Source organism: Pseudomonas sp. HY13-MNA-CIBAN-0226, from assembly GCF_040310305.1.
GTDB lineage: Bacteria > Pseudomonadota > Gammaproteobacteria > Pseudomonadales > Pseudomonadaceae > Aquipseudomonas > Aquipseudomonas gregormendelii.
In genome coordinates this window covers 175,581-194,003 of record NZ_JBEOPS010000013.1, presented here as the reverse complement: position 1 = coordinate 194,003, position 18,423 = coordinate 175,581, and the positions used below count along the sequence as shown (strand labels likewise).

The 18,423-nt window shown below is 59.4% G+C and carries 15 protein-coding genes and 1 pseudogene; 15 read left to right on the top strand and 1 reads right to left on the bottom strand.

All coding sequences use genetic code 11. The features are described from left to right. Nucleotides 1-2,840 (bottom strand): retention module-containing protein (locus AAEZ05_RS16375; RefSeq protein WP_350648066.1); only part of this gene is annotated, 2,840 nt, incomplete at its 3' end. A gap of 547 nt (nucleotides 2,841-3,387) precedes the next feature. Between AAEZ05_RS16375 and AAEZ05_RS30770 the strand changes: the two are divergent. The 15 genes and pseudogenes from AAEZ05_RS30770 to AAEZ05_RS16300 form a co-directional block, all read left to right on the top strand. Beyond that, nucleotides 3,388-3,536 (top strand): annotated as a pseudogene (locus AAEZ05_RS30770) (TolC family outer membrane protein); the annotation flags it as partial. 42 nt (nucleotides 3,537-3,578) lie between these two features. After that, the gene (locus tag AAEZ05_RS16370; RefSeq protein WP_045059504.1) at nucleotides 3,579-5,735 is read left to right on the top strand and encodes a type I secretion system permease/ATPase; all 2,157 of its coding nucleotides are present in this window, start codon (nucleotides 3,579-3,581) and stop codon (nucleotides 5,733-5,735) included. Next, a complete protein-coding gene (locus AAEZ05_RS16365) occupies nucleotides 5,725-7,092 on the top strand; it encodes an HlyD family type I secretion periplasmic adaptor subunit (protein ID WP_350648064.1) in 1,368 nt (455 codons plus the stop codon). Before AAEZ05_RS16370 ends, AAEZ05_RS16365 begins: the two co-directional genes overlap by 11 nt. A gap of 329 nt (nucleotides 7,093-7,421) precedes the next feature. Continuing rightward, a complete protein-coding gene (locus tag AAEZ05_RS16355; protein WP_350648063.1) occupies nucleotides 7,422-8,309 on the top strand; it encodes a TauD/TfdA dioxygenase family protein in 888 nt (295 codons plus the stop codon). 17 nt (nucleotides 8,310-8,326) lie between these two features. After that, complete coding sequence (locus tag AAEZ05_RS16350) at nucleotides 8,327-9,352, top strand: ABC transporter substrate-binding protein (RefSeq protein ID WP_045059501.1); 1,026 nt, start codon at nucleotides 8,327-8,329, stop codon at nucleotides 9,350-9,352. A 5-nt stretch (nucleotides 9,353-9,357) separates the two neighbouring features. Next, on the top strand, nucleotides 9,358-10,218 hold the full coding sequence (locus AAEZ05_RS16345) for an ABC transporter ATP-binding protein (RefSeq protein ID WP_350648060.1): 861 nt from the start codon (nucleotides 9,358-9,360) through the stop codon (nucleotides 10,216-10,218). 20 nt (nucleotides 10,219-10,238) lie between these two features. Beyond that, entirely contained in the window at nucleotides 10,239-11,105 is an 867-nt protein-coding gene (locus AAEZ05_RS16340) for an ABC transporter permease (RefSeq protein WP_045059499.1), read from the top strand. Nucleotides 11,106-11,275: 170 nt separating this feature from the next. Then, complete coding sequence (locus AAEZ05_RS16335) at nucleotides 11,276-12,193, top strand: LysR family transcriptional regulator (RefSeq protein ID WP_045059498.1); 918 nt, start codon at nucleotides 11,276-11,278, stop codon at nucleotides 12,191-12,193. Nucleotides 12,194-12,372: 179 nt separating this feature from the next. Beyond that, nucleotides 12,373-13,899 carry an MFS transporter gene (locus AAEZ05_RS16330; protein WP_350648058.1) on the top strand — a complete coding sequence of 509 codons (1,527 nt, stop codon included), beginning with the start codon at nucleotides 12,373-12,375 and terminating at the stop codon, nucleotides 13,897-13,899. A 25-nt stretch (nucleotides 13,900-13,924) separates the two neighbouring features. Next, the gene (locus tag AAEZ05_RS16325) at nucleotides 13,925-14,989 is read left to right on the top strand and encodes an HlyD family secretion protein (protein WP_045059496.1); all 1,065 of its coding nucleotides are present in this window, start codon (nucleotides 13,925-13,927) and stop codon (nucleotides 14,987-14,989) included. Further along, the gene (locus AAEZ05_RS16320) at nucleotides 14,986-16,566 is read left to right on the top strand and encodes an efflux transporter outer membrane subunit (protein ID WP_350648056.1); all 1,581 of its coding nucleotides are present in this window, start codon (nucleotides 14,986-14,988) and stop codon (nucleotides 16,564-16,566) included. The genes AAEZ05_RS16325 and AAEZ05_RS16320 overlap by 4 nt, the downstream gene beginning before the upstream one ends. 386 nt (nucleotides 16,567-16,952) lie before the next feature. Beyond that, entirely contained in the window at nucleotides 16,953-17,414 is a 462-nt protein-coding gene (locus tag AAEZ05_RS16315) for an aminoacyl-tRNA deacylase (RefSeq protein WP_045059494.1), read from the top strand. A gap of 118 nt (nucleotides 17,415-17,532) precedes the next feature. Next, nucleotides 17,533-17,778, top strand: a complete 246-nt coding sequence (locus AAEZ05_RS16310) for a DUF2789 domain-containing protein (RefSeq protein ID WP_045059493.1) — start codon at nucleotides 17,533-17,535, stop codon at nucleotides 17,776-17,778. Nucleotides 17,779-17,856: 78 nt separating this feature from the next. Continuing rightward, nucleotides 17,857-18,102 carry a type II toxin-antitoxin system Phd/YefM family antitoxin gene (locus AAEZ05_RS16305; RefSeq protein WP_045059492.1) on the top strand — a complete coding sequence of 82 codons (246 nt, stop codon included), beginning with the start codon at nucleotides 17,857-17,859 and terminating at the stop codon, nucleotides 18,100-18,102. Then, a complete protein-coding gene (locus AAEZ05_RS16300; protein ID WP_350648054.1) occupies nucleotides 18,092-18,373 on the top strand; it encodes a type II toxin-antitoxin system RelE family toxin in 282 nt (93 codons plus the stop codon). The genes AAEZ05_RS16305 and AAEZ05_RS16300 overlap by 11 nt, the downstream gene beginning before the upstream one ends. The last annotated feature ends 50 nt before the right edge of the window (nucleotides 18,374-18,423 follow it).

The following is an 18,423-nucleotide window of genomic DNA, read 5'->3' as shown; positions in this document are numbered from 1 at the left end:
CCGCCAACCAGGATGTCGTCCGGAGCAACAATGGTCGCGCTGCCGACGTTACCGTTGGCTGGGACTTTGATCTGGGTTCCGTCAGTCAGGGTGAAGGTCAGTTCACCGTGGTTGTTGATCGGCAGGCCTGCTGCGTTGGTCAGGGTCACGGTGTAAGTAACCGAGCCGCCTTCCGCCACAGTGGTTTTATCTGCGGTCAGGGTCGCAACCACTTCGCTGGTGGTATCGCCAACAACAACTTGAGCCTCGGTACCGATGACCAGGTTCTCGAAGGTCTTACCTTCTACCACTGCACCAGTAATACCCAGCTTGATGGTCTCGCCATCTTTGTAAACGTCATCGCCCTGAGCGGGCAGGGCGTAGGTGGCTTCAGTTGCACCAGCCGCGATAGTCACGGTCTGGCCATTGCTCAGGGTCACGGTCAGGTCTTGATCCAGCTTCTGATCAACCTTGATTGTGAAGGTCGGTGCGGCGTTTTCCAGCACATCGCCGGCGCTTTCGATTGTCACAGTGACGGTATCGATGCGGTCGGTGATGGTGGTAACAGCCGGCGTAGTACTTGGCACCAGGTTTTCGAAGTTACCGCCAGTAGCGCCAGTGATCGTAGTGCTGACAGTGCTGCCGTTTACATAGACGTCATTCGCCGGAGTCTGGACCACGACGGTGCCGGTGGTCTGACCCGCACCAATGGTGATGACCGAGCCATTGCTCAAGGTCACAGTCACCGGAGTGCCGGCAGGGTTGGTCAAGGTGGCGGTGTAGGTGATCGCGCCGCCTTCAACAACAGTAGAACCAGCAGTCAAGGTGACAGCGGTGGCATCGATCGAGTCGGTGATAGTGGTAACAGCCGGCGTAGTACTTGGCACCAGGTTTTCAAAGTTGCCACCAGTAGCGCCAGTGATCGTAGTGCTGACAGTGCTGCCGTTTACATAGACGTCATTCGCCGGAGTCTGGACCACGACGGTGCCGGTAGTCTGACCTGCACCAATGGTGATGACCGAGCCATTGCTCAAGGTCACAGTCACCGGAGTGCCGGCAGGGTTGGTCAAGGTGGCGGTGTAGGTGATCGCGCCGCCTTCAACAACAGTAGAACCAGCAGTCAAGGTGACAGCGGTGGCATCGATCGAGTCGGTGATAGTGGTAACAGCCGGCGTAGTGCTCGGCACCAGGTTTTCAAAGTTGCCACCAGTAGCGCCAGTGATCGTAGTGCTGACAGTGCTGCCGTTTATATAGACGTCATTCGCCGGAGTCTGGACCACGACGGTGCCGGTGGTCTGACCCGCACCAATGGTGATGACCGAGCCATTGCTCAAAGTCACAGTCACCGGAGTGCCGGCAGGATTGGTCAGGGTCGCGGTGTAGGTAATCGCGCCGCCTTCAACAACAGTCGAGCCAGCAGTCAGGGTGACGGCGGTGGCATCGATCGAATCGGTAATGGTGGTAATAGCCGGCGTAGTACTTGGCACCAGGTTTTCGAAGTTACCGCCAGTAGCGCCAGTGATCGTGGTGCTGACGGTGCTGCCGTTGACATAAACGTCATTGGTCGGAGTCTGGACCACGACGGTGCCAGTGGTCTGACCCGCGCCGATGGTGATGACCGAACCATTGCTCAAGGTTACGGTGACAGGCGTCTGCGCCGGGTTGGTCAAGGTCGCGGTGTAGGTGATCGGGCCACCTTCAACAACAGTCGAGCCAGCAGTCAGGGTGACAGCGGTGGCATCGATCGAATCGGTAATGGTGGTAACAGCCGGCGTAGTACTTGGCACCAGGTTTTCAAAGTTGCCACCAGTAGCGCCAGTGATCGTAGTGCTGACAGTGCTGCCGTTTATATAGACGTCATTCGCCGGAGTCTGGACCACGACGGTGCCGGTGGTCTGACCTGCGCCAATGGTAATGACCGAACCATTGCTCAAGGTTACGGTGACAGGCGTCTGCGCCGGGTTGGTCAAGGTCGCGGTGTAGGTGATCGGGCCACCTTCAACAACGGTCGACCCCGCAGTCAGCGTGACGTTGGTGGTGTCCACGGTGTCAGTGACTTGGGTAACGGCCGGAGTGGTCGGAGGCGCCACTGTGATCCCGCCGCCTGTAGTGCCGGTGACGGTTACTTCGATCTGGCTCGGGTCGTTATAGACAGTGTCGTTCGGCGCGAGAGGCACATTGACGGTGCCGGTGGTCTGGCCCGCGGCAACTACGATGACCGCGCCATTGGATAGGGTGATGGTCAGGTCACTCAGAGGCGCCTGGCTCAAGTTCGCGGTGTAGACCAGTACGCCGCCGGCCTCGGTGATAGTCGGGGTTGCGCTCAGGCTCAGCGTCGAGGTGAGAGGCGCGTCGGCAACGGCGTTGTTGTTGGTGTTCTGGGTATCAACGGTTTCCAGCGTGGTCAGCGGCACTGCGCCAAAACCTGCAGTTGGAAAACCAACGGTCGGGTCAACCCGGCCGGCGGTTGCATCAAGCATCACGAAGCTATGACCACCTCCTGCCGCGCCGCCCGTGCCGGTAGCCGTAGGGCCTGCCGCAGTGGCTTCCAGATCTTTGGTCGGGTCGGCGCCGGCTACGATGGCTTGTTGCAGTTCTTCAACCGATGGCGCGGCTTGCGCGGTGGCCTCGGCCAGGTCGGTGATGGAGTCCGGAGCGCTGCCGCTCCATTGCGTCTCGCGACCCAGGTCCAGTGTGCGGCCGTCGGCCAGCTCGAGGGTGACGGAGCCGGCCAGGCCGGTGTCGACCTGATCACCGACGAACAGGCGGTCGCCTTCAACAAGCACGCGCCGGATGCCCTCTGGGGACACCACGAAAACTTGACCAACAATGCTTTTGACGATGGCAACAACACTGCTCATTGAAGACTCTCCGGGTGTCACGTTCAGTAGACTTCCATGGACCTGACGGCACTGTTGCCTAATCAGTCTGGACGCTCTTTCCTGCAATAATAGTTACAACTTTGACGCTTTCTTGCGTCAATATTCTGTCAATAATTTTCGGCTATAAACCATATGCCAAACTATTGACCTTATGGTTGCCATCCTAAACAATCGCCCCGGTAATGTCACATTGATATTCGGGTGTCGAGCGGTGCCAAACCGTGTGATCCAGTACCCATTTTGGACTTTCCGACAAACGGTATACGGTCTGCTCAGAATCCCCCGTAAGTGCACGTTTTGCAGTGATTCAGGACAACGAATTATCAATTATCCAGACTAGCCATTGACCAACGAACCGGTCCGACAATTTCTCCTGATTGCTCGTTTTGCATCATTTTTCCTGGGACTGGGTCTCGGGGGTATTCGCAGGAATTAAATCGCACCTCATGAAGTTCAGGGGTGTCGCAAGTTGCTATTGCCGGATTTGCGGCGTGCTTCTCAGCAACGCGTCAACAATCCGTGCTCTGCGTGGATCAGAAACATTCAGTTATTTACTCAGTACCGAATCAAGGCGACCATGGGCAAGTTGCTCAAGAGCCAGGGAGTGGTCGCACCGTTGGCATCCGTTGTGCAAAACAGCGTAAAGCCAAGGTCCAACTGCCCGGTACGGATTGAGCAGAACCTTAATCGTTCAATTGTTAGCCAAGAGTGCCGAGCGTGGAATCAGAAGTCAGTCGAGTTCATCTCATCCATGATCCACGCGCGTTGCATGACGATCCGTTACTGGACGGTCTGCTAGCCCTTTGCACGTTGCATCAGAAACCCGCCAGCGCCGCGATGTTGACCACTGGCCTGCCATTGCCCAAGCAGCGGCTGAGTGTTGAGTTGCTGCCGCGCGCTGCGGCCCGTGCTGGCCTGCAAGGGCGAGTGCTGGTGCGCAAGCTGGAGCAGATACCAGAGATCGCAATGCCCGCGCTGCTGCTGCTCAAGGACGGTCGAAGCGCCGTACTTCTCGGCTGGCATGGCGAAGACCAGGCTCGCTTGCTGTTGAGCGAAAGCGACGGCGGTGAGAGTCTCGTTGCTCGAGAACTGCTGGCCGACGACTACATCGGCAAAGTGTTCTTCGCCCAACCCCAACATAAATTCGACGTCAATCACGGCACGCTCATTCCCCGCGCGCGGTCGTGGTTTCGCGACACCCTCAAGCGTTCCCGCTGGTTGTATGCCGATGCGATCGCCGCCAGTTTCCTGATCAACATCATCGCCATGGCGGCGCCCTTGTTCGTCATGAACGTGTACGACCGCGTAGTGCCGAACCAGGCCGAGTCCACCCTCTGGGTGCTGGCCATCGGTATCTGCGGCGCCTACATGTTCGACCTGATTCTCAAGAGCCTGCGCAGCCTGTGCCTGGATCTTGCCGGCAAGAAAACCGACCTGATCATCTCGGCAACGCTGTTCGAGCGAATTGTGGGTATGTCGATGAAGTTTCGGCCAGCCCGGGTCGGCAGCTTCGCGCAAAACATCCACGAGTTTCAGAGCCTGCGCGACTTCCTCGCGTCCCTGACCCTCACCAGCCTGATCGACCTGCCGTTCACGCTGCTGATCTTCATGGTTATCGCGATCCTCGGCGGGCACCTGGTGTGGATTCCGGTGCTGGCCTTCCCGATTGCCTTGCTGATCGGTTATGCGCTGCAGAAGCCACTGGTCGCGACCATGGAGCGCACCATGGCGCTCGGCGCAGAGCGCCAGTCGAGCCTGATCGAAACCCTGGCCGGCCTGGATGCAGTGAAGGTCAACAACGCCGAAAGCGAACGCCAGTACCAGTGGGAACAAACCATCGGCACCCTCAGCCGCCTTGAGCTGCGGGTGAAAATGCTCTCCGGCCTGGCCATGAATATCACCCTGCTGATCCAGCAACTGGCCGGGGTGATCATGATTGTGTTCGGCGTGTACCAGATCATCGCTGGCAATTTGAGCATGGGCGGCCTCATCGCCTGCTACATGCTCAGTGGTCGCGCGCTCAGCCCGCTGGCGTCGCTGTCCGGCCTGCTGACCCGCTATCAACAGGCGCGGGTCACCATGACCTCGGTCGACCAGATGATGGAATTGCCCCAGGAGCGCAATTTCGAAGAGCGTCCGCTGAGCCGCAAGGTACTGCAGGGTGGCATCGAATGCCGTCAGTTGAACTTCACCTACCCGCAACAACAGAACCCGGCGCTGAAAAATATCAACCTCGTCATCAAGCCGGGCGAGAAAATCGGCATTATCGGTCGCAGCGGCTCGGGCAAGAGCTCGCTGGCCAAGCTGATAGTGGGCCTGTATCAACCGGATGACGGTGCGTTGCTGGTGGACGGTGTCGACATTCGCCAGATCGACGTCAGCGAGTTACGCCACAGCATTGGCTACGTGGCTCAGGATATCCAGCTGCTGTCCGGCACACTGCGCGACAACCTGGTCTCCGGCGCACGTTATGTGGAAGACGAAATGGTCCTGCAAGCCGCCGAGCTGGCAGGCGTGCACGAGTTCGCCCGCCTGCACCCGCAGGGGTATGAGTTGCAGGTGGGTGAGCGGGGGCAAAACCTGTCTGGCGGTCAGCGGCAGAACGTGGCCCTGGCCCGAGCGCTGCTGCTCAATCCGCCGATACTGTTGCTCGATGAGCCGACCAGCGCCATGGACAACACCGGTGAAGAACGCCTCAAGCAACGCCTCGCAGCGGTGATTGAAAACAAGACCGTGGTGCTGGTGACGCACCGTGCCTCGCTGTTGTCGCTGGTCGATCGCCTGATCGTCATCGACCGTGGGCAGATACTCGCCGATGGGCCTAAAGCCGTGGTGATGGAAGCGTTGAAAAAGGGGCAAATCAGTGTTGCTTAAGTCCGGGATCAAAGGTTCCATCCGCCGCTATTTCAAAGGCACTGATTCACTGCATGGCCAGCCGCTTCCGGAGGTTAACAAGGCCCTCATCGAAGATGCTCCGCGCGTGGTGCGCCTGACCATTTGGGGCATCATCGGCTTTTTCCTGTTCCTCCTGATCTGGGCCAATTTTGCCGTGATCGATGAGGTCACCAAGGGCGACGGCAAGGCGATTCCTTCGTCGAAGATCCAGAAAATCCAGAACCTTGAGGGCGGTATCGTTGCCGAGCTGTTTGTCTCGGAAGGGCAGATCGTCGAGGCCGGTGCCCCTTTGATCCGCCTGGACGACACGCGTTTCGCCTCCAACGTTGGCGAAACCGAAGCTGATCGCCTGGCGATGCTGCTGCGTGTAGAGCGCCTGAGTGCCGAAGTCGATGACCGTCCACTGAAGTTTCCAGCCGACGTGCTGAAGGCCGTTCCGGGTCAGGCCGCCAGTGAGGAATCGCTGTACATCAGTCGTCGCCAGCAGCTGCACGATGAGATCGGCGGCCTGCAAGAGCAGTTGATCCAGCGCCAGCAGGAGCTGCGCGAGTTCACCTCCAAGCAGTCCCAGTACCGTAATGGACTGGCCTTGCAGCGTCAGGAAATCAACATGTCCGAGCCGCTCGTGGCCCAGGGTGCGGTGTCGCCGGTAGAGGTGCTGCGACTCAAGCGCGCCGAGGTTGAAACCCGTGGCCAATTGGATGCGATGACGCTGGCTATTCCGCGGGCCGAGTCTGCCATCAAGGAAGTGGCGCGCAAGATTGACGAGACCCGGGGCAAATTCCGCAGTGAAGCGCTGACCCAGCTCAACGAAGCCCGCACTGACCTGAACAAGGCCCAGGCTACCGGCAAGGCGCTGGAAGACCGTGTCAGCCGGACCCTGGTGACATCGCCCGTGCGCGGCATCGTCAACAAGCTGCTGGTGAACACCATTGGTGGGGTGATCCAGCCGGGCAGTGATCTTATCGAGATCGTGCCGCTGGACGACACCTTGCTGGTGGAAGCCAAGATTCGCCCGCAGGACATCGCGTTCCTGCATCCGGGGCAGGAAGCGACGGTAAAATTCACCGCCTACGACTACACCATCTATGGTGGTCTGAAAGCCAGGCTTGAGCAGATTGGTGCGGACACCATCACCGATGAAGACAAGAAAACCACTTACTACATCATCAAGCTGCGCACCGATAAGAGCCACCTGGGCACAGATGAGAAGCCGCTGCTGATTATCCCCGGGATGGTGGCTTCGGTGGATATCATCACGGGCAAGAAAACGGTGCTGAGCTATCTGCTCAAGCCGATCATTCGCGCTCGGGCTGAGGCCTTGCACGAGCGGTAGATTTCATCCGCGATGCACCCATCCCTGTAGGGGCGAGCTTGCTCGCGAAAACCCCGAGACCGCCTCGGGGTGTCAGGAAGCCAGCGTTATCGTTGACGACCATCGCGAGCGAGCTCGCTCCTGCAGGAGGCCCCAAGCCTCACGAAACAAAAGCCATATCGTTATTCAATAACGGTATTTAAATTATAATTCTTATATCTATAAAGTCACTTCCCTGCGTACCTGCCGACCAATCGGCGCGCCGCACGACACGAACCAACACGGGACCTCCGTGAGTTTCTTGATCGACGCGCGCGCCTTTGAGCGTGCCGTGCGTGGGAGTGATTTTTATGTCCGCCGTATCCGCCTCCAGCAGCATCGCGCCACAAACCTTCGACATTCGCCCGTTCACTGGCGCTGTCGGTGCCGAAATCATCGGCCTTGACCTGTCCCGCCCGATCAATGATCAGGATTTCGCCCGCATTCACCGAGCGCACCTTGACCATCACGTGGTGGTATTTCGCGACCAGCGCATCACCCCCGAACAACAGATTGATTTCAGCCGCCGGTTTGGCGTGCTGCAAATCCATGTCCTCAAGCAGTTTCTGCTCGCCGGCCACCCGGAAATCCTCATCGTTTCCAACATCATCGAAAACGGCCAATCCATCGGCCTCGGTGACGCTGGCAAGTTCTGGCACTCCGACCTTTCCTATAAAGAACTTCCAAGCCTGGGCTCGATGCTGCATGCCCAGGAGCTGCCGTCCGAAGGCGGCGATACGCTGTTCGCCGACATGCACAAAGCCTGGGACAACCTGCCGGACGCGCTGCGCAAAGCCGTCGAAGGCCGCTCGGCTGCGCATTCGTACACGGCGCGCTACAGCGAGACCAAGTTCGAAGGCAACTGGCGTCCCACCCTGACACCGGAGCAACTCGCCCAAGTCGTCGAAGTCGTGCACCCCATCGTTCGTACCCACCCGGAAAACGGGCGCCAGGCGTTGTTCGTCAGTGAAGGCTTCACCACGCGCATCGTCGGCCTGCCCGAAGACGAGAGCCGGCCACTGTTGGCCGAGCTGTACGCCCACAGTGTGCTCGAGCAAAACATCTATCGCCATCAATGGCAGCCCCATGACCTGGTGTTCTGGGACAACCGCTCGCTGATCCACCTCGCCGCTGGATGCCCAAGTCATCTGCGCCGCAAGCTGTATCGCACCACCATCCAGGGCGATGCGCCTTTCTGATTTGCCGGAGAAACACCATGTCCAGACGTCTTCCATTTGCACCCCTGGCTGCCGCTATAGGCCTGGGTTTGAGCCTGATCGCCGGCAGCCTGGTAGCACCCGCCGCAGCCCACGCCGAGGGTGAAATCCGTATTGCTGAACAATTCGGCATCGTTTACCTGCTCCTCAACGTCGTGCGCGATCAGAATCTCATCGAGAAACACGGCAAACAGCAGGGCATCGATATCAAGGTCGACTGGACCCAGTTGTCCGGAGGCGCGGCAGTCAACGACGCCTTGCTCTCGGGCTCCATAGACATCGCCGGCGCCGGCGTAGGACCGTTGCTGACCATCTGGGACCGCACCCACGGCAAGCAGAACGTCAAGGCCGTCGCGTCCCTGGGCAACTTTCCGTACTACCTGGTGAGCAACAATCCCAGGGTCAAGACCATCGCCGATTTTACTGAAAAGGACCGCATCGCGGTGCCGGCGGTCGGGGTGTCCGTGCAGTCGCGCTTCCTGCAATACGCCGCCGCCAGGCAGTGGGGTGACAAGGAATTCAATCGTCTCGACAAGTACACCATCGCGCTGCCCCATCCGGACGCCACGGCTGCGCTGATCGCCGGTGGTACCGAGCTGAGCGGGCATTTCTCCAATCCGCCGTTCCAGGATCAGGCCCTGGAAAATCCCAACGTGCACGTGGTGCTCAACACCTACGACCTGCTCGGTCCAAACTCGCCGACGGTGCTGTTTGCCACCGAGAAATTCCGCGACGAGAACCCCAAGACCTACAAGGCCTTTGTCGATGCGTTGACCGAAGCGGCGCAGTTCGCCCAGAACGACAAAGGCGCTGCGGCTGATACCTACATCCGTGTGACCAAGGCGAAAATCGACCGTGCCGCGCTGCTGAAAATCATCGATAACCCGCAGTACGAATTCAGCGTCACGCCGAAAAATACTTATCCGCTGGCCGAGTTCCTGTACCGCGTCGGCGCGATTAAAAACAAACCGGATTCCTGGAAAGATTACTTCTTCCAGGATGCCAAACCGCTGCAGGGGAGCTGATCAAAATGAACGCCCCCTTGCAAGGCCACACGGTCAGCAAACCGAGCGCAGCAACCCAGGCGTTGCTGTCGGTCGATAAAGTCAGCCTCGAGTACCGCACGCCCCAGCGTGTGGTTCGAGCGACCCACCAAGTCAGTTTCGAGATCGATCCGGCCGACCGCTTCGTGCTTCTTGGCCCTTCAGGTTGCGGTAAATCCACGCTGCTCAAGGCTGTCGCCGGGTTCATTGAGCCCTGCGAAGGCGAGATCCGCCTGCAGGGGCAGACGGTCCATGCGCCAGGCCCGGACCGCATCGTGGTTTTTCAGGAATTCGACCAACTCCCGCCCTGGAAAACCGTAAAGCAGAACGTCATGTTTCCGCTGCTGGCCTCTAAAACCCTCAAGCGCAAAGAAGCTGAGCAGCGCGCGCTGCACTACCTCGACAAGGTCGGTCTGGGGGCGTTCGCCGATGCCTATCCGCATACCTTGTCCGGTGGCATGAAGGCGCGTGTCGCCATCGCTCGCGCCTTGGCCATGCAACCCAAAATCCTGCTCATGGACGAACCCTTCGCCGCCCTCGACGCCCTCACCCGACGCAAGATGCAGGAAGAACTACTGCTGCTTTGGGAAGAGGTGCGCTTTACCTTGCTGTTCGTCACTCACTCCATCGAAGAAGCGTTGGTGGTGGGCAATCGCATCCTCCTGCTATCGCCCCATCCAGGACGAGTGCGGGCGGAAGTCCATAGCCATCAATACGATTTGCACAGCCTCGGTGGATCGCAATTTCAAGCGTCGGCGCGACGGATTCACCGGTTGCTGTTCGATGAAGGCCAGTCGCCGGAAACCGAGCGTGAGCTGGATTTTTCCGACATCCGCATCGCTTATTGAGCCATTGAGAGGAGTGCCCGATGAGCCTTTTATCATCCCCGCGTAAAGAGTTTGAAACTGACCTGCAGCCACTGTTGAGTGTTCCGGTGGAGCGTGAGTTGCCGTTGCGCCAGCGCCTTTGGCAGCAAGGCTGGCTGCGCAAAAGTCTGATCCTGATAATGCTCGCGGTGCTGTGGGAAGTGATTGCGCGAATCCAGAACAACGACCTGCTGCTGCCCAGCTTCATGCAAACCGCCAACGCCCTGTATGGAGGGCTGCTCAGTGGCGAATTGCTGGGCAAGGTGTGGATCTCTCTGGTAGTGCTGCTCAAGGGCTACCTGATCGGCATCGTCCTGGCATTTGGCTTGACCACCTTGGCGGTATCCACCCAGTTCGGCCGCGATCTGCTCAGCACCCTGACCTCGATGTTCAACCCGCTACCGGCCATTGCACTGCTGCCATTGGCACTGCTGTGGTTCGGGCTGGGGCAGAACAGCCTGATTTTCGTGCTGGTGCATTCGGTGTTGTGGGCATTGGCGCTGAACACCTACGCCGGCTTTCTCGGGGTCTCGGAAACCCTGCGCATGGCCGGGCGTAATTACGGGCTCAAGGGGATGAGATTTGTCCTGTTCATCCTCATCCCCGCCGCGCTGCCCTCAATCCTCGCGGGTTTGAAAATAGGCTGGGCCTTCGCCTGGCGTACGCTGATTGCCGCTGAACTGGTGTTCGGAGCTACCAGCGGCAAGGGTGGGTTGGGCTGGTACATTTTTCAGAATCGCAATGAGCTGTACACCGATAAGGTGTTTGCCGGGTTAGCGGTGGTGATTCTGATTGGGCTGCTCGTGGAGAACCTGGTGTTTGATACGTTGGAAAGAGTGACAGTGAAGCGGTGGGGGATGCAGCGGTAAGCCTTCACCTCTCTTAACCTGTGGGAGCAAAGCTTGCTCGCGATTGCCGCAACGCTGTCTAACTGATCAACGCTTCATCGTTCATCGCGAGCAAGCTTTGCTCCTACAGGGTACGGCTTCGCTGTTAGGATTGCGGTTGAGTCAATCCTGATCGTTTACGAGTGCTCAGTATGCAACTTCCGGACATGAATCTTTTAGTCGCCCTCGACGCCTTGCTCGACGAGGGGAGCGTGGTGGGCGCTGCGCGGCGGATGAATCTCAGCCCGGCAGCGATGAGTCGGACGCTGACGCGTATTCGTGAAGCCATTGGCGATCCGATCCTGGTGCGGGCGGGGCGTGGCCTGGTGCCGACGCCCAAGGCGCTGGAGTTGCGTGAGCAGGTGCGGGATGTGGTGGAGCAGGCCTCGTTGCTGTTTCGCTCGGCGGATGACGTGGATCTGAGCAGTTTGCGCCGACGTTTCAGCATTCGCGCCAATGACTTCTTTGTGGGCGTTTACGGCGGCAAGCTGTTCGACACCATGGAGCGCCAGGCCCCGCATTGTGAGCTGCGCTTTGTTCCCGAGGGGGATGGGGATGACGAGGCCTTGCGCGAGGGGCGGATCGATCTGAGCGTGAGCAACAATCGCCCGCTGATGCCTGAGGTTAAAGTACAAAATCTGTTTGCTACGCACTTCGTTGGCCTGGTTCGTGAGGATCACCCGTTGTTCGATGAAGAGATCACTGCCGAGCGATATGCGGGGTTTTCCCATATCAGCATGTCGCGCCGTGGTATTGCCCGGGGGCCGATTGATACGGCGCTCAATGCCTTGGGGTTGGAGCGGCGGGTAGCGGTGATTGCGCCGAGTTTTCATGCGGCGATGTTTGCGTTGCCGGATTCCGATTTGATCCTGCCGGTGCCCAAGGAGGCGCTGCTGAGCATCCGGCGCCTGGGTCTGAAGCTGCGCTCGTTTACCCTGCCGATACCGCTGCCGACCATCATGCTGACGCAGGCCTGGCATCCTCGGTTCGATAAGGATCCAGCGCATCGCTGGCTGCGCGAGACGTTGAAAGCGTGTTGCGATGAGACCTGGTTGGCGGCGCAGCCTTAAAAGATCAGAAGATCGCAGCCGCCTTCAGGTATGCCTGCAGGAGCTGCCGAAGGCTGCGATCTTTTGATCTTTTATGACGATTGCGCCCCACGCACTTATAACCTGCCAATAAGTTGATTTTCGTCAGCTGCCACCCTCCATAAAATAACCGGGTATTCAAATCCCGGAGCCTGCAGTACATGACTTCCCTCACGGTCCCGGCACCTGTCGCCACGACCGCTGCTTCGCCCCCGGTATTCGGCCCGCGAATCATCATTGGCCTGGTCGGCGTGCTCATCGCCGTGCTGGTGTCCGGCCTGAACGAGATGGTCACCAAGGTGGCCCTCGCCGACATCCGCGGTGCGCTGGCCATTGGTTACGACGAAGGTACCTGGCTGGTCGCCAGCTACACCGCCACTTCGGTGGCGGCCATGGCCTTCGCTCCGTGGTGTTCGGTGACCTTCTCCCTGCGCCGGTTCACGCTCTGGGCCATCGGCGTGTTCACCGTGCTGGGTGTGCTGTGTCCGTTCGCTCCGAACTACGAAAGCCTGCTGCTGATGCGCACTTTGCAAGGCCTGGCGGGGGGAGCGTTGCCGCCGATGCTGATGACGGTCGCGCTGCGCTTCCTGCCGGCCGACGTGAAGCTCTACGGGCTGGCAGGGTATGCATTGACCGCCACTTTTGGTCCCGGCCTGGGCACTCCGCTGGCCGGGCTGTGGACAGAGTATGTCGGCTGGCAGTGGACCTTCTGGCAAATCGTCGTGCCGTGCCTGATCGCCATGGCGGCGGTGGCTTACGGTTTGCCCCAGGATCCGCTGCGCCTTGAGCGCTGCAAACAGTTCAACTGGCGCGGTTTGCTGTTGGGATTCCCGGCGATCTGCATGCTGGTGATCGGCATCCTGCAGGGCAATCGCCTGGACTGGTTCGAGTCGAGCCTTATCTGCACGTTGCTCGGCGGCGGGTTGCTGCTGCTGGTGCTGTTCCTGATCAACGAATGGTCGCAACCGATGCCGTTTTTCAAGATGCAGATGCTTGGTATCCGTAACCTGGCCTTCGCGTTGCTGACCCTGGCCGGGGTGCTGGTGATCCTGCTGGCGGTGATCATTATTCCGTCCAGCTACCTGGCGCAGGTCCAGGGTTATCGCCCGATACAAACCGCGCCGATCACCTTGTTGGCAGCACTGCCACAGTTGATCGCGCTGCCCCTGGTGGCGGCCTTGTGCAACCTGCGCTGGGTCGATTGCCGATGGGTACTGGGGATTGGCCTCGGCATGTTGGTGCTGTCGTGCCTCGGGGGCTCGCAACTGACGTCGGTGTGGATTCGCGACGATTTCTACCCGCTGCAACTGCTGCAGATTTTCGGCCAGCCCATGTCGGTGCTGCCGTTGCTGATGCTGTCCACCGGCAGTATCAGCCCGATGGAAGGGCCGTTCGCCTCCGCCTGGTTCAACACGGTCAAGGGCCTGTCGGCGGTGATCGCCACCGGCGTGATCGAGGCGCTGACCACCGCAAGACAACATTTTCACTCGACCATGCTAGTCGACCGTCTCGGCAATTCGCCCCTGGTGGACAGTGACAGCGCCGGCCTCGCTCACCGTTTGCACCAGCAGGTCGTCGTGCTCACCGCATCGGATCTCTATCTGTGCATGGCCGGCGTCGCATTGGCGCTGATCCTGCTGATTTTCTGGATGCCAACGCGGATCTATCCGCCCCGGGCCCCGACTTGAACGCTCCACGAAACAGAAGGTTTTTATGACGACTCTCTCCAGGAAAAAAGCGGCCGTCGGCATCGCGGCGGTGGTTACGCTCGGCGTATTGATTTACCTGCTGGCACCCGGTTTGTTCGGCAAACGCACACACCAGACCACCAATGATGCTTTCGTTTCTGCGGACTTCACCCTGGTGGTCCCGCGTGTTGCCGGGTTCATCAAGGAAGTGCTGGTGGAAGACAACCAGCAGGTCAAGGCCGGCCAGTTGCTGGCGCTGATTGATGACCGGGACCTGCGCGCAGCTGCCCAGGCCGCCGATGCGGAAACGCTGGTCGCCAGGGCTCAATTGCAGAATGTGCGGGCAACGCTGGAGCGCCAGGCCTCCGTGATCGCTCAGGCGCAAGCGAGCGTGGTATCGGCCAAGGCAGAACGGGACTTCGCCGAACATGAACTGAACCGCTACAACCACCTCGCTGGCGTCGGTGCCGGCACGGTACAGAACGCACAGCAAGCCCGCACTCGCATCGACCAGGCGTCGGCGAAGCTGGCCAATGTCACGGCTGTATTGGCCGCAGAGCGCAAGCAGGTGGACATCCTCATCGCCCAGCGGGATGCGGCTGAAGGTGGCCTCAAGCGTGCACAGGCTGCGTTGGAAATTGCCAGTTTTGAACTGTCCTATACACGCATCGTTGCGCCCCAGGACGGCATGGTTGGCGAGCGCGCAGTGCGAGTCGGCGCGTACGTCACGCCCGGCAGCAAAATCCTCGCAGTGGTGCCGCTGGCGCAGGCTTATGTGGTGGCCAACTTTCAGGAGACCCAATTGGCCGACGTGCGGCCCGGGCAGCAGGTCCAGGTGCGGGTGGACAGCCTGGACGGCGAGGCGCTGACGGGGCGTGTCGAAAGTATTGCACCGGCCACCGGGGTGACGTTTGCGTCGATCAAGCCGGACAACGCGACGGGTAACTTCACCAAGGTGGTACAGCGGATTCCGGTGAAGATTGTGCTTGATCCAGGGCAGCCGTCGGCCGAGCGGCTGCGAGTAGGGATGTCGGTGGAGGCGAGTATCGACACTGCCGCGACCGATAAGCATGAGGTGGCGCAACGATGAAAGGATTGCTTGATTGGGCCGGCGCTTTCGCGAGCATGCCCGCTCCCACAAGGGGCCTGATTCATTCCCCCACGTTTTGCCCGGACTCTGATCACCTGTGGGAGCGGGCTTGCCCGCGAAGAGGCCGCAAGCCAAAACTCACCCTCTGTGCCTTACTGGTAATAAGCCTCTCAGCCTGCACGGTCGGCTCCGACTTCCAGAAACCCCAGGTACAGCAAATGGCCGACTGGTCGCAGCCCACCAAGGCCGCCGCGAGTCAGGCGGTCGCCGAAAACATGGACGAGCGCTGGTGGGAAGTGTTCAACGATCCCAAGCTGTCAGCGCTCACCCAGCGCGCCCTGACCGACAACCTGGACCTCAAACTCGCCAGCAGTCGCCTGCAGCAAAGCCGCGCAGCACGCCAGGTGATCACCGCCGACCGTTACCCCAACACCGCCGCCACCGGCAGCTATGGGCGTAAACGCAACAGCGGCGAAGGGTTGAACGACCCTTCGGGCAACAACGGTGATTCGGCCTTCAATTTGTGGGATGCCGGCTTCTCGGCGTCCTGGGAGCTGGATTTCTGGGGCCGGGTGCGGCGCGAGACCGAGGCTGCCGATGCCACCCTCGAAGTCGCCGAAAATGATCGTCGCGGGGTACTGCTGTCGGTGCTCGCCGAGACCGCCCGGGACTACATCCAGCTGCGCGGAGTACAAGGCACACGAGCAGTCACCGAACAAAACCTCGACGTCGCCCGGCACAGCCTCAAGCTGTCACAGCTGCGCCTGGCCGACGGCGTCGCCACGGACCTGGATGTCGCCGAAGCCGCTGCGCAAGTGTCCGCCATCGAGTCGCGCCTGCCATCGCTTGAGCAACGCCAGTCGCAGTTGATCAACGCGCTGAGCCTGTTGATGGGGGAACCACCCCATGCGCTGTCCGCCGAGTTGGCCGCCGATGCACCGGTGCCGCAAAGCCCAAGTCAGATCGCCATTGGCTTGCCTTCGCAACTGGCCGAGCGACGACCTGATATCCGTCAGGCCGAAGCGCGCCTGCACGCCGCCACCGCCAATATTGGCGTGGCCAAAGGCGATTTTTATCCACGGATTACCTTGTCGGGCAACGTCGGCTCCCAAGCGCTGCAGTTGAGTGATTTCGGTAGCTGGGGTTCCCGCGCATTTGGCATCGGTCCGCAGTTCAGCCTGCCACTGTTCGACGGCGGTCGCCTGCGCGGCGTGCTCAACCTGCGCGAAGCCCAGCAACAGGAAGCGGCTATCGCCTATCAGCAAACCGTCTTGCGCGCGTGGCACGAAATCGATGATCAACTGAGCGCCTACAACGCCAGCCAACGGCGCCGGGACAGCCTGGCCGAAGCCGTGCGCCAGAACCAGATCGCACTGACCACCGCGCAACGGCAATACGTCGAAGGGGTAGTCGATTTCGTCAACGTACTCACCGTACAAGGCGAACTGCTGGCGACCCAGGAACAGTGGGTGGAAAGCTCGACCGGGGTGTCGTTGGCGATGGTGGGCTTGTATAAGGCGCTGGGCGGTGGATGGGAGTCGGTGTATCCGCTTGAGGCAGCCACAGTTAGCCGTTGATCAATGTCGTTTTGCCAGTTGCCGCAGCCAGTGGGATTGCTGCTACGGCGATGGCCGGACCGTGGTGTCGAGCCTGACTTACGATTGGTAAGGCAAATTGCAGAAACTGTGGGAGCTCGAACGACTCAACTCGAATCGACACCACAAATCCCTGTGGGAGCGGGCTTGCCCGCGAAGAGGCCGTCACATTCAGTACCCATGCTGACTGAGGCACCGCTTTCGCAGTCTAGTAGAGGGCTCGACTGTATGGATTTTGATCAATCGACACACCGCCCCGATGGGCGGATTTCCCCCCGCGATCGCCTTGGCGGGCCTAGACTTTTGTCATGGAGCCAACAGGTTTATCCATCGTCCGCAGGTGAACCCTGCGGACACCGAGGTGCATCATGCGTATGGCAAGAACCGTGCAGAACAGCCTGGACAAGGCCAACTGCGAATTTGACATCGTCAGTCACCCTCACTCGGCCAGCAGCCTGGAAACCGCGCGTGTCGCCGGTATTCCGGCCGAACGAGTGGCCAAGTCGGTGATCCTGGATGATCACCATGGGCGTTACCTGATGGCCGTCCTGCCGGCCAGTCGCCACCTGGACTTGAGCAAGGTCCGCGGCAGCGGCGAGTGGCAGATCACTCGTGAAAGCAACCTGGCGCACCTGTTCAATGACTGCGAACGCGGAGCGGTGCCGGCGCTGGGTGAGTCCTACGGCCTGGACATGGTCATCGACCCGTTGCTGACGCGGCAAAAAGACATCTACCTGGAGGCGGGTAATCACAACAACCTGCTACACATGAGTGTGCCGCAGTACTTGAAAATGGTGCCGCACGCGCAGGTGGTCGAGGTGAGTGATTGAATTCTGCGGCGTCAGCGACCTCTATTCGCGAGCAGGCTCGCTCCCGCAGGGAAAATGCGCTCAACTGTGGGGACGAGTCTGCTCGCGATTACTTCTTGATCACCATAGGAAGCCTGACATGGAATCCCCAACACATAGCTTGCCCTCTCTGTTCAAGCAGCTGGGGCTGGCCGACGATCCGGTCAGCATCGACCAGTTCATCGCCACCCACTCGCCGCTCAAGCCGGAGCTGCACCTGGCGGACGCATTCTTTTGGACCCAGAGCCAGGCAACGTTCCTGCGGGACGAAATTCTGGATGATGCGGACTGGGCGGAGGTGGTTGACCAGTTGAATGTGTTGTTGAGAAAGGGACGGGGCGTTTAACAGGCAGAGAAAAGTTACTTCAGGATTGCTGGCCGTCAAAAAAAGGACCAGAATTAAGACCTAAAAGAGGTCTTAATTATGCAAAATGTTCTAGCCGATATGGCTGTCAGTGTTTCAGAGTTGAAGAAAAATCCTTCAGCCGTTCTGAACGGCTCATTGGGTGGTCCTGTCGCAGTGCTGAATCATAATCGCGTCATGGGTTACATGGTTCCTGCGGATGTTTTCGAACGCATGGTTGAACGCCTCGACGATCTTGAGTTGGCAGAAATCGTTCGCTCGCGTCTTCATGAGACACCGGTGCCGGTAACGCTGGATGACTTATAAGCTCGAGTTTCTGCCATCTGCCCGCAAGGAGTGGGACAAGCTGGGACATACATTGCGCGAGCAATTCAAGAAAAAGCTGGCAGAAAGATTAGAGGTGCCTCGAATACCTTCGGACCTACTGCATGGAATGTCTGACTGCTACAAGATAAAACTGAAGGCATCGGGATATCGTCTGGTTTATCAAGTAGTGGATGAGCGTGTAGTCGTCTCATTTGTGGCGGTAGGTAAGCGCGAGCGCAGCGAAGTCTACGAGCGAGCTCGAAAACGCTGAACGCAGTCAAATTGTTTCAAAACTTGACCGGCATTCCCTGCAAATGCGAT

What these genes read in the sequence shown, in the direction of transcription:
- AAEZ05_RS16355 (WP_350648063.1), top strand. Translation starts at nt 7,422, where the DNA reads ATGTCCGCCGTATCCGCCTCCAGCAGCATCGCGCCACAAACCTTCGAC.
- AAEZ05_RS16350 (WP_045059501.1), top strand. Translation starts at nt 8,327, where the DNA reads ATGTCCAGACGTCTTCCATTTGCACCCCTGGCTGCCGCTATAGGCCTG.
- AAEZ05_RS16345 (WP_350648060.1), top strand. Translation starts at nt 9,358, where the DNA reads ATGAACGCCCCCTTGCAAGGCCACACGGTCAGCAAACCGAGCGCAGCA.
- AAEZ05_RS16340 (WP_045059499.1), top strand. Translation starts at nt 10,239, where the DNA reads ATGAGCCTTTTATCATCCCCGCGTAAAGAGTTTGAAACTGACCTGCAG.
- AAEZ05_RS16335 (WP_045059498.1), top strand. Translation starts at nt 11,276, where the DNA reads ATGCAACTTCCGGACATGAATCTTTTAGTCGCCCTCGACGCCTTGCTC.
- AAEZ05_RS16330 (WP_350648058.1), top strand. Translation starts at nt 12,373, where the DNA reads ATGACTTCCCTCACGGTCCCGGCACCTGTCGCCACGACCGCTGCTTCG.
- AAEZ05_RS16325 (WP_045059496.1), top strand. Translation starts at nt 13,925, where the DNA reads ATGACGACTCTCTCCAGGAAAAAAGCGGCCGTCGGCATCGCGGCGGTG.
- AAEZ05_RS16320 (WP_350648056.1), top strand. Translation starts at nt 14,986, where the DNA reads ATGAAAGGATTGCTTGATTGGGCCGGCGCTTTCGCGAGCATGCCCGCT.
- AAEZ05_RS16315 (WP_045059494.1), top strand. Translation starts at nt 16,953, where the DNA reads ATGCGTATGGCAAGAACCGTGCAGAACAGCCTGGACAAGGCCAACTGC.
- AAEZ05_RS16310 (WP_045059493.1), top strand. Translation starts at nt 17,533, where the DNA reads ATGGAATCCCCAACACATAGCTTGCCCTCTCTGTTCAAGCAGCTGGGG.
- AAEZ05_RS16305 (WP_045059492.1), top strand. Translation starts at nt 17,857, where the DNA reads ATGCAAAATGTTCTAGCCGATATGGCTGTCAGTGTTTCAGAGTTGAAG.
- AAEZ05_RS16300 (WP_350648054.1), top strand. Translation starts at nt 18,092, where the DNA reads ATGACTTATAAGCTCGAGTTTCTGCCATCTGCCCGCAAGGAGTGGGAC.